General features: G+C 70.8%; 11 protein-coding genes. 8 read left to right on the top strand and 3 right to left on the bottom strand.

Annotated elements, in window-relative coordinates; all coding sequences use genetic code 11:
• The first annotated feature begins 2 nt into the window (after positions 1-2).
• From secF to ACIGYR_RS22340, 3 genes are all read left to right on the top strand, one after another.
• Positions 3-1,121, top strand: coding sequence for a protein translocase subunit SecF (gene secF / locus ACIGYR_RS22350; protein ID WP_399600799.1), 1,119 nt, complete (start codon positions 3-5; stop codon positions 1,119-1,121).
• Positions 1,118-1,666: an adenine phosphoribosyltransferase gene (locus tag ACIGYR_RS22345; protein ID WP_399600796.1), complete on the top strand. Its 549-nt coding sequence runs from the start codon at positions 1,118-1,120 to the stop codon at positions 1,664-1,666. Before secF ends, ACIGYR_RS22345 begins: the two co-directional genes overlap by 4 nt.
• A gap of 238 nt (positions 1,667-1,904) precedes the next feature.
• Positions 1,905-4,472 carry a RelA/SpoT family protein gene (locus ACIGYR_RS22340; RefSeq protein WP_399600794.1) on the top strand — a complete coding sequence of 856 codons (2,568 nt, stop codon included), beginning with the start codon at positions 1,905-1,907 and terminating at the stop codon, positions 4,470-4,472.
• Between the two features lie 71 nt (positions 4,473-4,543).
• On the opposite strand, the gene ACIGYR_RS22335 is transcribed toward ACIGYR_RS22340, so the two are convergent.
• Together ACIGYR_RS22335 and ACIGYR_RS22330 are read right to left on the bottom strand one after the other, a co-directional pair.
• The gene (locus ACIGYR_RS22335) at positions 4,544-5,773 is read right to left on the bottom strand and encodes a DUF349 domain-containing protein (protein WP_391844679.1); all 1,230 of its coding nucleotides are present in this window, start codon (positions 5,771-5,773) and stop codon (positions 4,544-4,546) included.
• 183 nt (positions 5,774-5,956) lie between these two features.
• The gene (locus ACIGYR_RS22330; RefSeq protein ID WP_399600791.1) at positions 5,957-6,790 is read right to left on the bottom strand and encodes a peptidylprolyl isomerase; all 834 of its coding nucleotides are present in this window, start codon (positions 6,788-6,790) and stop codon (positions 5,957-5,959) included.
• A gap of 168 nt (positions 6,791-6,958) precedes the next feature.
• Here ACIGYR_RS22330 and ACIGYR_RS22325 point away from each other — a divergent pair, with 168 nt between their 5' ends.
• The 5 genes from ACIGYR_RS22325 (at position 6,959) to rpsD (ending at position 12,216) form a co-directional block, all read left to right on the top strand.
• Entirely contained in the window at positions 6,959-7,666 is a 708-nt protein-coding gene (locus ACIGYR_RS22325) for an MBL fold metallo-hydrolase (RefSeq protein WP_391844683.1), read from the top strand.
• A gap of 13 nt (positions 7,667-7,679) precedes the next feature.
• Positions 7,680-8,942: a histidine--tRNA ligase gene (gene hisS / locus ACIGYR_RS22320; protein WP_399600788.1), complete on the top strand. Its 1,263-nt coding sequence runs from the start codon at positions 7,680-7,682 to the stop codon at positions 8,940-8,942.
• 304 nt (positions 8,943-9,246) lie between these two features.
• Positions 9,247-9,900, top strand: coding sequence for a vitamin K epoxide reductase family protein (locus tag ACIGYR_RS22315; protein ID WP_391844687.1), 654 nt, complete (start codon positions 9,247-9,249; stop codon positions 9,898-9,900).
• A 44-nt stretch (positions 9,901-9,944) separates the two neighbouring features.
• A complete protein-coding gene (locus ACIGYR_RS22310; RefSeq protein WP_399600785.1) occupies positions 9,945-11,300 on the top strand; it encodes a replication-associated recombination protein A in 1,356 nt (451 codons plus the stop codon).
• 301 nt (positions 11,301-11,601) lie between these two features.
• Positions 11,602-12,216, top strand: a complete 615-nt coding sequence (rpsD, locus tag ACIGYR_RS22305; RefSeq protein WP_161298521.1) for a 30S ribosomal protein S4 — start codon at positions 11,602-11,604, stop codon at positions 12,214-12,216.
• A gap of 21 nt (positions 12,217-12,237) precedes the next feature.
• Here rpsD and ACIGYR_RS22300 read toward each other — a convergent pair whose 3' ends face one another.
• Positions 12,238-14,463, bottom strand: coding sequence for an ATP-binding protein (locus tag ACIGYR_RS22300; protein WP_399600781.1), 2,226 nt, complete (start codon positions 14,461-14,463; stop codon positions 12,238-12,240).
• Positions 14,464-14,516 lie beyond the last annotated feature (53 nt).

Genomic DNA, 14,516 nt, shown 5'->3' with positions numbered 1-14,516 from the left:
CGATGTCGAAACTCGGCAACCTCGGCTCTCGACTGCACCGCGGCGAGATCTCCTACGACTTCATCGGCAAGCGCAAGATCTGGTACGGCATCTCGATACTGATCACCATCACGGCCATCGTCGGCCTGGCGGTGCGCGGCCTGAACATGGGCATCGAGTTCCAGGGCGGCGCGGTCTTCACGACGCCCACGAAGATGAGCACGTCGGTGGCCAAGGCGGAGGAGTACGCCGACAACGCCTCCGGCCAGCAAGCGGTCGTGCAGAAGCTGGGCAACGGCAGCCTGCGCATCCAGATCGCCGGCATCGACACCGACCAGTCCGACCGGATCAAGCAGGAGCTGGCCAAGGACCTGAACCTCGACCCCGACAAGCTCGCCGCCGACCTGGTCGGCCCGAGCTGGGGCGAGCAGATCGCCAACAAGGCATGGGAGGGCCTGGCGATCTTCATGGTGCTCGTGGTGATCTACCTGGCGATCGCCTTCGAGTGGCGCATGGCCATCGCGGCGCTGGTCGCGCTGATCCACGACATCACCATCACGACCGGTATCTACGCCCTGGTCGGCTTCGAGGTCACGCCCGGCACGGTCATCGGTCTGCTGACCATCCTCGGTTACTCGCTCTACGACACGGTCGTCGTCTTCGACAGCCTCAAGGAGCAGACGAAGGACATCACCAAGCAGACCCGGTTCACCTACAGCGACATCGCCAACCGGTCGATCAACGGCACTCTGGTCCGCTCCATCAACACCACGGTCGTCGCCCTGCTGCCGGTCGCCGGTCTGCTGTTCATCGGCGGCGGCTTCCTCGGCGCGGGCACGCTCAACGACATCTCGCTGTCGCTGTTCGTGGGCCTCGCGGCCGGTGCCTACTCGTCGATCTTCATCGCCACCCCGCTCGTCGCCGACCTCAAGGAGCGCGAGCCGGCGATGAAGGCGCTCAGGAAGCGGGTCCTGGCCAAGCGTGCCCAGGCCACCGTCGGCGAGGAGCCGGCCGAGGCCCGCACCGCCGGTGACGACGCCGACCCCGCCGACGACGGCGCCGCCCCCGCCGTCGTGGGCCCGCGCAACCAGCCCGCGTCCCGCGGCCGGGGCCGCGGCCGACCCTCCGGGAAGCGCCGATGACCGAGCTCACAGACATCCCGGCGCTGCTGCTCAGCCGCATCCGCGACGTCGCCGACTACCCGGAGCCGGGCGTGATGTTCAAGGACATCACCCCGCTCCTGGCCGACCCGGCGGCCTTCACCGCGCTCACCGACGCGCTCGCCGGGACCGCGGCCAGCACCGGCGCGACCAAGGTCGTCGGCCTGGAGGCCCGGGGCTTCATCCTCGGCGCCCCGGTCGCCGTCCGCGCGGGCCTGGGCTTCATCCCGGTGCGCAAGGCGGGCAAGCTGCCCGGAGCCACCCTGCGCCAGGCGTACGACCTGGAGTACGGCTCGGCGGCGATCGAGGTGCACGCCGAGGACCTGGCCGCGGGCGACCGCGTCCTGATCGTGGACGACGTCCTGGCCACCGGCGGCACCGCCGAGGCCGCGATCCAGCTCATCCAGCGCGCGGGCGCCGAGGTGTGCGGCGTCGCGGTCCTGATGGAGCTGGGCTTCCTGAGCGGCAGGGCCCGCCTGGAGCCGGCCCTGGGCGGGGCTCCGCTGGAGGCCCTCCTCCAGGTCTGACCGATCCGAACGGCGACGGCCGCCCCGGCAGCATCCGGGGCGGCCGTCGCCGTACGGACACCTGCCGCCCACCCGCAAAACTCCCCGAGGACACCTTCCGGAATCCCGCGAGGGCCTCACGCGTTGCAGGGGTAGAAGGTCCTCACAGCCGCCTGAAGGCGATGACCGGGCGCAGGATCGCTACCATGGGGTTTCCGGAGCCTGACCGGGGGACCCGGATCGCGCACGAGGAGTCCTCTTGCCAGACGAGGCCCAGCCACTGACCGCCGCCAAGCCCGAGCCCGCCTCGGCCGCCGCGTCGAAGCCCGCGCCGAGCGCTTCCCAGGTGAAGAACGACTCCCGTGGGGCGGTCGAGCACGCCCAGTCGGCGCCCGTCGAGAAGAGCGCCGAGTCCACGCGCCCCAAGCCCTCCCCGACGCTCGACTCCGCTCAGGGGGGACCCCCATCGCCCGAGCGTCCGGCGCAGCCCCCCGTGGTGCGCCAGCCTGCCGCGCAGCCCACCCGGTCCGGGTCCTCCAACCGCGTCCGGGCCCGCCTCGCCCGCCTCGGTGTCCAGCGCGCGAACCCGTACAACCCGGTCCTGGAGCCGCTGCTGCGGATAGTGCGCAGCAACGACCCGAAGATCGAGAGCGGGACGCTGCGCCAGATCGAACGCGCCTACCAGGTCGCCGAGCGCTGGCACCGCGGTCAGAAGCGCAAGAGCGGCGACCCGTACATCACGCATCCCCTCGCCGTCACCACCATCCTCGCCGAGCTGGGCATGGACCCGGCCACGCTGATGGCCGGCCTGCTGCACGACACCGTCGAGGACACCGAGTACGGCCTCGACCAGCTGCGCCGCGACTTCGGTGACACCGTCGCCCTCCTCGTCGACGGCGTCACCAAGCTGGACAAGGTCAAGTTCGGCGAGGCCGCGCAGGCCGAGACCGTGCGCAAGATGGTCGTCGCCATGGCCAAGGACCCGCGCGTCCTGGTCATCAAGCTCGCCGACCGCCTGCACAACATGCGCACCATGCGCTATCTCAAGCGCGAGAAGCAGGAGAAGAAGGCGCGCGAGACGCTGGAGATCTACGCTCCGCTCGCCCACCGCCTCGGCATGAACACCATCAAGTGGGAGCTGGAGGACCTCGCGTTCGCGATCCTCTACCCCAAGATGTACGACGAGATCGTACGGCTGGTGGCCGAGCGGGCGCCGAAGCGTGACGAGTACCTGGCCATAGTGACCGACGAGGTCCAGGCCGACCTCCGCGCCGCCCGCATCAAGGCGACCGTCACCGGCCGCCCGAAGCACTACTACAGCGTCTACCAGAAGATGATCGTGCGAGGCCGCGACTTCGCCGAGATCTACGACCTGGTGGGCATCCGCGTCCTCGTCGACACCGTCCGCGACTGCTATGCCGCCCTCGGCACGGTGCACGCGCGATGGAACCCGGTCCCCGGCCGGTTCAAGGACTACATCGCGATGCCCAAGTTCAACATGTACCAGTCGCTGCACACGACGGTCATCGGCCCCAACGGCAAGCCCGTCGAGCTGCAGATCCGCACCTTCGACATGCACCGCCGCGCCGAGTACGGCATCGCCGCGCACTGGAAGTACAAGCAGGAGGCCGTCGCCGGCGCCTCCAAGGTGCGCTCCGACGCGCCCCGCAGCACCGGCAAGGACGACCACCTCAACGACATGGCGTGGCTGCGACAGCTGCTGGACTGGCAGAAGGAGACGGAGGATCCGGGCGAGTTCCTGGAGTCCCTGCGCTTCGACCTGTCGCGCAACGAGGTCTTCGTCTTCACGCCGAAGGGCGATGTCATCGCCCTTCCCGCGGGCGCCACCCCGGTCGACTTCTCCTACGCCGTGCACACCGAGGTCGGCCACCGCACCATAGGGGCACGGGTCAACGGCCGTCTCGTACCGCTCGAATCCACCCTGGACAACGGCGACCTCGTGGAGGTCTTCACCTCCAAGGCGGCCGGCGCCGGCCCGTCGCGGGACTGGCTCGGCTTCGTCAAGTCGCCGCGGGCACGCAACAAGATCCGCGCCTGGTTCTCCAAGGAGCGCCGGGACGAGGCGATCGAGCACGGCAAGGACGCCATCGTGCGGGCCATGCGCAAGCAGAACCTGCCGATCCAGCGGATCCTCACCGGCGACTCGCTCGTCACGCTCGCGCACGAGATGCGCTACTCGGACATCTCCGCGCTGTACGCGGCGATCGGCGAGGGCCATGTCTCCGCGCAGAACATCGTGCAGAAGCTCGTCCAGGCCCTCGGCGGCGAGGAGGCCGCCACCGAGGAGATCGACGAGTCGGTCCCGCCGTCGCGCAGCCGCAGCCGCAAGCGGCGCTCCAGCGCCGACCCGGGCGTCGTCGTCAAGGGCGTCGACGACGTGTGGGTCAAGCTGGCCCGCTGCTGCACGCCGGTGCCCGGCGACCCGATCATCGGCTTCGTCACGCGCGGCAGTGGCGTATCGGTTCACCGCAGCGACTGCGTCAACGTCGACTCACTGTCGCGGGAGCCGGAGCGCATCCTCGACGTCGAGTGGGCGCCCACCCAGTCCTCGGTGTTCCTGGTCGCCATCCAGGTCGAGGCCCTGGACCGCTCCCGTCTGCTCTCGGACGTCACCCGCGTCCTGTCCGACCAGCACGTCAACATCCTCTCGGCGGCCGTCCAGACCTCCCGCGACCGGGTGGCCACCTCACGCTTCACCTTCGAGATGGGCGACCCCAAGCACCTCGGCCACGTCCTGAAGGCCGTCCGGGGCGTGGAGGGCGTGTACGACGTGTACCGCGTGACGTCGGGACGCAGCCGCTCGTAGACGGACGTAAGCGCATGGGAAAGGGCCCCGTACGCGCGTACGGGGCCCTTTCCCATGCGGGGTGGGGGGATTCAGCCGCCGAACTCGTGCAGACCCTTCAGAGCCTGGTCCAGGAGCGCCTGACGACCCTCCAGCTCCTTCTCCAGCTTGTCGGCCTTGGAGTTGTTGCCCTGGGCGCGCGCCTGCTCGATCTGCGCCCTCAGCTTGTCCACGGCGGCCTGCAGCTGACCGGTCAGACCCTCGGCACGCGCGCGTGCCTCCGGGTTCGTCCGGCGCCACTCGGCCTCCTCGGCCTCCTGGATCGCCCGCTCCACGGCGTGCATCCGGCCCTCGACCTTCGGCCGTGCGTCCCGCGGGACGTGACCGATGGCCTCCCAGCGCTCATTGATCGAACGGAAGGCAGCACGCGCGGACTTCAGGTCGCCGATCGGCAGGAGCTTCTCGGCCTCCTCGGCCAGCTCCTCCTTCAGCTTCAGGTTCTCCGACTGCTCGGCGTCCCGTTCGGCGAACACCGAGCCGCGGGCGGCGAAGAACACGTCCTGGGCGCCGCGGAAGCGGTTCCACAGGTCGTCCTCGTGCTCGCGCTGGGCGCGGCCCGCGGCCTTCCACTCCGCCATCAGCTCGCGGTAACGGGCGGCCGTCGGCCCCCAGTCCGTCGAACCCGACAGCGCCTCCGCCTCGGCGACCAGCCGTTCCTTGGTCCGGCGGGCTTCCTCGCGCTGCGCGTCCAGCTGCGCGAAGTGCGCCTTGCGGCGCTTGGAGAACGCCGACCGGGCGTGCGAGAAGCGGTGCCACAGCTCGTCGTCGGACTTGCGGTCCAGACGCGGCAGTCCCTTCCAGGTGTCCACCAGCGCACGCAGCCGCTCACCGGCGGCCCGCCACTGGTCGGACTGCGCCAGCTGCTCGGCCTCGACGACCAGGTCCTCCTTGGCCTTGCGGGCCTCGTCGGACTGCTTGGCGCGCTGGGCCTTGCGCTCCTCGCGGCGCGCCTCCACGGTCGCCACCAGCTTGTCCAGCCGACTGCGCAGCGTGTCCAGGTCGCCCACCGCGTGGTGCGCGTCCACCTGCTCGCGCAGGTGGCCGATGGCGGTCTGGGCGTCCTTCGCCGACAGGTCGGTCGTCTTCACCCGCTTCTCGAGGAGGCCGATCTCGACAACCAGGCCCTCGTACTTGCGCTCGAAGTAGGCCAGCGCCTCCTCAGGGGAGCCGGCCTGCCAGGAACCGACGACCTGCTCGCCGTCGGCCGTACGCACGTACACGGTCCCCGTCTCGTCGACGCGGCCCCACGGGTCGCTGCTCACAGCGCCTCCTCCACATGATGCCTGCGGAGGGCCTCAGCACCCCCGGGCATCGTCCACAGTTTCGTCACGGCCAACATAGGCGACCAGCGGGTTGCCTGTCCGCATCCAGCGCGAGCGAAATTCCGCTACCGGCCGTGTTGACCTTCACGTTCGGGTACCGCGGCCGGGCGGGACCGACGCCGCTCAGGACTTGGCGACCGTGGCCTTGTCGATCACGACCGTAGCGTTCGGCGCGCCGTCCCCGGCGCCCGTGTTCTCGCCGGCGGCGGCGATCTTGTTCAGCACCTTCATGCCCGCCGCGTCGATGGTGCCGAACGGGGTGTACTGGGGCGGCAGCGGGCTGTCCTTGAAGACGAGGAAGAACTGGCTGCCGCCGGTGTGCTTCTGCCCGGTGTTGGCCATCGCCACCGTGCCCGCCGGGTACGCGTTGCCCTTCAGGCTCTTGTCCTTGAGGTTCTCGTCCGGGAGCGTGTAGCCGGGACCGCCGGTGCCGGTGCCCTGCGGGTCGCCGCACTGCAGGACGTAGATGTCCCGGGTCGTCAGGCGGTGGCACTTGGTGTGGTCGAAGTAGCCCTGGCCCGCGAGGAAGTCGAACGAGTTCACCGTGTGCGGCGCCGCCGACGTCTTCAGCGCGATGCCGATGTCACCGCACGTCGTCGCGAGCTTCATCGTGTACTTCGCCGACGTGTCGACCGTCATCGCCGGCTCCTTCTTCCAGCTCAGCTTCTTCACCGAGCCGGCCGCCGGCTTCTCGCACGGGTCCGGAGCCTTGCTGGTGGGCGTGGCGCTCGGTGTGGCGCCCGGCGTGGTCTCGGCGCTCGCGTTGGTCTTCTTGTCGTCGTCCTTGAGCACACCGGTCGTGTACAGGGCGACACTGCCGATCACGACCAGGCCCAGTACCGACGCGATCGCGGAGTTGCGCAGGCGGGCCTTGCGCCGCGCTTCGGTGCGCCGCTGCTGCTGCCGCAAGAACTTCTCCCGGGCGAGCTGACGCCGCCGCTGCTCCTGGCTGACCACCGGGTTGTCTCCTATGCGTGTCGTGTGTCGGGCGGGACGTCTGCGTCCTCGTGAGCCGACCGCTGCGTGTAGCCCCGTACCGTATATGGGTTCGCTGAGGAAACGGCAGCGCCGGTAGGCTCTGGGAGCAGCTGAAGCCGCCAGTATTCGACACAACGAAGGACGATCGTGCTCATTGCCGGGTTCCCCGCCGGGGCCTGGGGGACGAACTGTTATCTCGTCGCCCCCGCCGCCGGTGAGGAGTGCGTGATCATCGACCCGGGCCACCAGGCCGCCGAAGGCGTCGAGGAGACGCTGAGGAAGCATCGGCTCAAGCCCGTCGCCGTCGTCCTCACCCACGGCCACATCGACCACGTGGCCTCGGTCGTCCCCGTCTGCGGAGCGCACGAGGTACCGGCCTGGATCCACCCCGAGGACCGGTACATGATGAGCGACCCCGAGAAGGCGCTCGGCCGCTCCATCGGCATGCCGCTGCTGGGCGAGCTGACCGTGGGGGAGCCGGACGACGTCAGGGAGCTGACGAACGGCGCGACCCTGGAGCTGGCCGGGCTGGAGTTCTCCGTCGCGCACGCGCCGGGCCATACCAAGGGGTCGGTGACCTTCCGGATGCCCGAGACCGCCGACATCCCGTCGGTGTTCTTCTCCGGGGATCTGCTGTTCGCCGGCTCCATCGGACGCACCGACATGCCGGGCGGGTCCATGGAGGACATGCTGCGCTCGCTGGCCCGCGTCTGCCTGCCGCTCGACGACTCCACCGTGGTGCTGTCCGGCCACGGCCCCCAGACCAGCATCGGCCAGGAGCGCGCCACCAACCCCTATCTGCGGCAGGTGGCCGCCGGCCAGGACGCCGCCCAGGCTCCCCGACGAGGAATGTGACGAGAGAGCTTCCGTGAGCACCTTCAACGCCCCCAAGGGCACCTACGACCTGATCCCGCCGGACTCGGCCAAGTTCCTGGCGGTCCGCGAGGCGATCGCCGCCCCGCTGCGCAACTCCGGCTACGGCTACATCGAGACGCCCGGCTTCGAGAACGTCGAGCTGTTCGCGCGCGGTGTCGGCGAGTCCACCGACATCGTGACCAAGGAGATGTACGCCTTCGAGACCAAGGGCGGCGACAAGCTGGCCCTGCGCCCCGAGGGCACCGCCTCCGTGCTGCGCGCGGCGCTGGAGGCCAACCTGCACAAGGCCGGCAACCTCCCGGTCAAGCTCTGGTACTCCGGCTCGTACTACCGCTACGAGCGCCCCCAGAAGGGCCGCTACAGGCACTTCTCCCAGGTGGGCGCCGAGGCGATCGGCGCGGAGGACCCGGCGCTTGACGCCGAGCTGATCATCCTGGCCGACCAGGCGTACCGCTCGCTCGGCCTGCGCGATTTCCGCATCCTGCTGAACAGCCTGGGCGACAAGGAGTGCCGTCCGGTGTACCGCTCCGCGCTCCAGGACTTCCTGCGCGGCCTGGACCTGGACGAGGACACGCTCCGGCGCGCGGAGATCAACCCGCTCCGTGTCCTCGACGACAAGCGCGAGTCGGTGCAGAAGCAGCTGACCGGCGCGCCCCTCCTGCGCGACTACCTGTGCGACGCGTGCAAGGCGTACCACGAGGAGGTGCGCGACCTGGTCACCGCGGCGGGCGTCTCCTTCGAGGACGACCCGAAGCTGGTGCGCGGCCTGGACTACTACACCCGCACCACCTTCGAGTTCGTGCACGACGGTCTCGGCTCGCAGTCCGCGGTGGGCGGCGGCGGCCGGTACGACGGCCTGTCCGAGATGATCGGCGGCCCCGCGCTGCCCTCCGTCGGCTGGGCCCTCGGCGTCGACCGCACGGTCCTCGCCCTGGAGGCCGAGGGCGTCGAACTGGACATCCCGTCGGCGACCAGTGTCTACGCGGTCCCGCTCGGCGAGGAGGCCCGCCGGGTGCTCTTCGGGAAGGTCACCGAGCTGCGCAAGGTGGGCATCGCGGCGGACTTCGCGTACGGCGGCAAGGGCCTGAAGGGCGCCATGAAGAACGCCAACCGCTCGGGCGCCCGCTACACGGTCGTGGCCGGCGAGCGCGACCTCGCCGAGGGCGTCGTCCAGCTCAAGGACATGGAGTCCGGTGAGCAGGTGGCGATCGGCGTCAACGAGATCGTGGCGGAACTCGAGGCACGGCTCGGCTAGCGACCGGACGGGCGCCGGAGTTCTCCGGCGCCCGTCCCGGTGATGCGGCGGTCGGCGGCGCACGGCGCCGTGCGGGCCCGGTGCGGTCGCCCGCCGCGCGGACCGTCAACGACACGGACGCCGACTCGTCCACCGCGCGTTCGTTCGCCGGTTCTCTCGTGCCCCCGAGACTCGGCCGGATCCGAGCGATCCGGGCCCGCCGTGCGTACCTTCTTATGTCCACCGAACGGTGGACACACGTGCCCGTGCGGCAGAATGACCGTGCCCGAAGATGGTCCAAGTCTCAAGTGACGGAATCGGCGTGATGAGCAAGACGACAGTGAACGACGTCTCCGCGGAGCCCGGTCCGCAGCGCGCCACCGCCCCGCACGCGGTGGGCGGCAGCCGCGCCCTCGCCATCCTGCTGGTGATCACCGGCGCGGCCGGACTGCTGGCCGCCTGGGTCATCACGATCGACAAGTTCAAGCTCCTCGAGGCCAAGGTCGCGGGCAAGACCTTCACCCCCGGCTGCAGCCTCAACCCGGTGGTCTCCTGCGGCAGCGTCATGGAGAGCAAGCAGGCCGCCGCCTTCGGTTTCCCCAACCCGATGCTCGGCCTGGTCTGCTACGGCGTCGTGATCTGCGTCGGCATGAGCCTGCTGGCCCGCGCCCGCTTCCCCCGCTGGTACTGGCTGACCTTCAACTTCGGCTGCCTCTTCGGCGTCGCCTTCTGCACCTGGCTGCAGTTCCAGTCCCTGTACCGGATCAACGCGCTGTGCCTGTGGTGCTCGCTCGCCTGGGTCGCCACGATCACCATGTTCTGGTACGTCACCTCGTTCAACATCCGCAACGACTTCCTGCCGGGCCCGCGCTGGCTGAAGTCCTTCTTCGGCGAGTTCACCTGGGTGGTGCCCGTCCTGCACGTCGGCATCATCGGCATGCTGGTCCTGACCCGCTGGTGGGACTTCTGGACCAGCTGACGGGCCCTGGGGGGATTGTCAGTGCGGTGTTCTAGGGTTTCAGAGTGGAACCCGACCTCTTCACCGCCGCAGCAGAAGAACGCCAGGAGAAGGACCCGGCAGGCAGCCCCCTGGCGGTGCGCATGCGCCCGCGCACGCTCGACGAGGTCGTGGGCCAGCAGCACCTGCTGAAACCCGGCTCGCCCCTGCGCCGCCTGGTCGGCGAGGGCTCCGGCGGCCCCGCCGGCCCGTCCTCGGTGATCCTGTGGGGCCCGCCCGGCACCGGCAAGACCACCCTGGCGTACGTCGTCTCGAAGGCGACCGACAAGCGGTTCGTGGAGCTGTCCGCGATCACCGCGGGCGTCAAGGAGGTCCGCGCGGTCATCGACGGCGCCCGCCGCGCCATCGGCGGCTTCGGCAAGGAGACCGTCCTCTTCCTGGACGAGATCCACCGCTTCAGCAAGGCCCAGCAGGACTCCCTGCTGCCGGCCGTGGAGAACCGCTGGGTGACCCTGATCGCGGCCACCACGGAGAACCCGTACTTCTCGGTGATCTCCCCGCTGCTCTCCCGCTCCCTCCTGCTCACCCTCGAACCCCTCACCGACGACGACATCCGGGGCCTGCTCAGGCGCGCGCTCGCCGACGAACGCGGTCTGAGGAACGCCGTCACGCTCCCCGGGGAAGCCGAGGAGCATCTGCTGCGGATCGCCGGCGGCGACGCCCGCCGCGCCCTGACCGCCCTGGAGGCCGCCGCCGGGGCCGCCCTGGACCAGGGCGAGAGCGAGCTCACCCTGCAGACGCTGGAGCAGACCGTCGACCGGGCCGCGGTGACGTACGACCGCGACGGCGACCAGCACTACGACGTCGCCAGCGCCCTCATCAAGTCCATCCGCGGCTCCGACGTCGACGCGGCCCTGCACTATCTGGCGCGCATGATCGAGGCCGGCGAGGACCCCCGGTTCATCGCCCGCCGCCTGATGATCTCCGCCAGTGAGGACATCGGCCTCGCCGACCCCAACGCGCTGCCGATCGCGGTCGCCGCCGCCCAGGCCGTCGCCATGATCGGCTTCCCGGAGGCGGCCCTCACCCTCAGCCACGCCACCATCGCCCTGGCCCTCGCCCCCAAGTCGAACTCGGCGACCAACGCGATCGGCGCCGCCATGGAGGACGTACGCAAGGGCCTGGCCGGCCCGGTGCCGGCGCACTTGCGCGACGGACACTACAAAGGCGCCGCCCAACTCGGCCACGCCCAGGGGTACGTGTACCCGCACGACCTGCCGGAGGGCATCGCCCAGCAGCAGTACGCCCCGGACGCCCTGAAGGACCGCGAGTACTACGCGCCGAGCCGGCACGGCGCCGAGGCCAGATACGCGGACGCCGTGGAGTGGACGCGCAAGCACCTCGGTCGCAAGCGGTCATGAGCACCCTGTAGACTGCTCCGAAGCGCCGAGTCCTGTGCTGTCAGAGCGGGACAGTCGGCCGGAGGCCCGGTTCTTCGCGGACCGGCTCCAGGAGCGTCGCGCACCGTCGAACGGTGTCGCGGGCAGCCCACCACCACCCGGTTCCCGGGACGGTCGGTGGGCCACTCGCGTGCTGCACGTATGTGCCCAGACCAGGGAAGCGGCTGCCCGACAGGTCCCCTGCGGACCCGACGGGTTTTCCCGGCTGCGGATGCGACCTCTCTAAACCTGACAAGCCGGAAACTAGGAAAGAGAAGAACACGTGGCGAACCAGTCCCGCCCCAAGGTCAAGAAGTCGCGTGCCCTCGGCATCGCGCTGACGCCGAAGGCCGTCAAGTACTTCGAGGCCCGCCCCTACCCGCCGGGTGAGCACGGCCGTGGCCGCAAGCAGAACTCGGACTACAAGGTCCGTCTGCTGGAGAAGCAGCGCCTGCGCGCGCAGTACGACGTGTCCGAGCGTCAGCTCGTCCGCGCCTACGAGCGTGCCTCCAAGGTCCAGGGCAAGACCGGTGAGGCCCTGATCATCGAGCTCGAGCGTCGCCTCGACGCGCTGGTCCTGCGTTCGGGCATCGCCCGCACGATCTACCAGGCCCGCCAGATGGTCGTCCACGGCCACATCCAGGTCAACGGTCAGAAGGTCGACAAGCCGTCCTTCCGCGTCCGCCCGGACGACGTCGTGCAGGTCCGCGACCGCTCCAAGGACAAGACGCTCTTCCAGATCGCCCGTGAGGGTGGCTTCGCCCCCGACGGCGAGACCCCGCGCTACCTGCAGGTGAACCTCAAGGCCCTGGCGTTCCGCCTGGACCGCGAGCCGAACCGCAAGGAAGTTCCGGTGATCTGCGACGAGCAGCTCGTCGTCGAGTACTACGCCCGCTGACCCCAGCCCAGGCGCAGCACCTCAGCCCGCCGTCTCCCCGCCCTTCCGGGTGGGCGAGGCGGCGGGTTCGCGTTTGCCCGCCTCGGCCCGCTTGCCCGGCTCACCCTGCGTCCCGGTCTCCCCGCCGCCCCGGGCCACCGGACCGCGCGGCGCCGGCAGCGCGGACAGCGCCGCCACCTCCCCGTGCCGCAGCGCCCGGGCCACCGCCGCCTCCCGGTCCAGCTCCGCACCCTCCCGCACACACTGCGCGTACCGGGCGTCGCCGAGCGCCTGCCGCGCGGCTGCCGCGCACTGCTCGTGCGGGGCGTTGTAGTACGCCGAACCGAACAGCGGCAGCCCGACCGAGGGCCACAGCCGCCCGGCGGCGCCCTGGAGCACCGCCGCCTCCACCGGATCCCCCTGCGCCACCGTCACCAGCGCCAGCAGCTCGATCGACAGCACCGAGCCCAGCAGGTCGCGGAAGGCGTGCGCGTTGTCCAGACAGTCCGCCAGCAGCACCCGCGCGCCGGCCGGGTCCCCGCCGAGCCAGGCCGCGTACGCCAGCACGTACAGCGCGTACGACCGCGCCCAGCGCTCCCCGTGGTCCTCGCACACCCGGCGCACGTCCTCGCACAGCCGCACCGCGTCCGGCAGATCCCCCTGGAACGCCCGTGCCATCGCCAGTTCCACCTGACCCATCAGCACGTTGCTGTTGAGCTCGCCGATCTCCCGGTAACGGTCCAGCGCCGAGCGCAGCAGCGTTTCAGCACGGGCCATGTCATCCGTGACCAGGGCCAGACAGCCGGTGCGGTGCTCGGCGTACGCCACCGCCGTCGGGTCGGCCGACCGTTCCGCCTGCACCCGGCACGCCCGCAGCGCCCGCAGCGCCGGTACGGTGTCGCCCTGCAGGATCGCCACGTAGCCGAGCACCCACAGCGCCTTCAGCCGGGACTGCTCGTACGCCGAGTCCAGCTCCAAACTGCGCTCCAGCCAGCGCCGCCCCTCGGAGAGCCGGCCGCAGCCCACCCAGCAGAACCACAGCGAACCGGCCAGATACTGGCCCAGATGCGCTTCGTCCGGCTCGGTCAGGCAGAACTCCAGCGCCGTCCGCAGATTCGGCAGCTCGGTGTCCACCCGCGCGGCCACCTCCCGCTGCCGCGGCGAGAACCACTCCAGTTCGCACCAGGTCGCCAGGCCCAGGTACCAGTCCCGGTGGCGTCTGCGCAGCCGCACCGCGTCCCCGGTCGCCTCCAGCCAGTCGGCGCCGTAGGCGCGCACGGTCTCCAGCATCCGGTAGCGAGGGCCCGTCGGCGCCTCCTCGCGGGAGACGACCGACTGGGCGAGCAGCTCCGACAGCACGTCCAGCACGTCCTCGGCGGACAGCCCGTCCCCGCTGCACACGTACTCGGTCGCCTCCAGGTCGAGCGTCCCCGCGAACACCGACAGCCGTGCCCACAGCAGCCGCTCGGCCGGCGTGCACAGCTCGTGGCTCCAGCCGATCGCCGTGCGCAGCGTCTGGTGCCGGGGGAGGGCGTCCCGGCCGCCGCCGGTCAGCAGCCGGAACCGGTCGTCGAGGCGTTGCAGCAGCTGCGCCGGGGACAGCGCCCGCAGCCGCCCGGCCGCCAGCTCCAGCGCCAGCGGGATCCCCTCCAGCCGACGGCACACCTCCCGCACCTCGGCCCCGTCGGCCACCGCCACCCCCTGCGCCCGGGCCCGGTCCACGAACAGCTCCACCGCGTCGTCCTCGCCGAGCGGAGCCAGCGGGAACAGCCGCTCGCCCGCCAGCCCGAGCGGACGCCGACCCGTCGCCAGCACACGCAGCTCCGGCAGCTTCCGCAGCAGCTCCGCCACCAGGTCGGCACAGGCCGTCACGAGGTGCTCGAACCCGTCCAGCACCAGCAGGACCCGGCGGCCGGCCAGATGTCCCAGCAGCGTCTCCCGGGGCATGCGGGTGGTGTGGTCGGTCAGTCCCAGCGCCTCCACGACCGCGTACTCCAGGAACTGCGGATCACGTACGGGCGCCAGCTCCACCCGACCCCGGTCCGCCGCGGGCACGCCGCGTGCCGGGTCGCCGGACGCCCACCGCGCCGCCACCCGCACGGCGAGCCGGGACTTGCCGACCCCGCCCACCCCGGTCACGGTCACCAGCCGGGCCTGACCGAGTGCCGCCGTCAGCTCGGCCAGCTCGGCCGACCGCCCGACGAAAGCGGTGAGTTCGAGGGGCGGATCGCCGTCCGCCCAGGGGGCGCAGCTGTGAGGACCTCGCATGGGACACGGAGCGTACTGAACCGTGTTCATTCCGTACAATCGCTTCCCGCGGC

It is taken from the genome of Streptomyces sp. NPDC053076, from assembly GCF_044546845.1.
Classification (GTDB): Bacteria; Actinomycetota; Actinomycetes; order Streptomycetales; family Streptomycetaceae; genus Streptomyces.
Note: the sequence above shows the minus strand (reverse complement) of the source record. Positions and strands in the feature narration are given on the sequence as shown.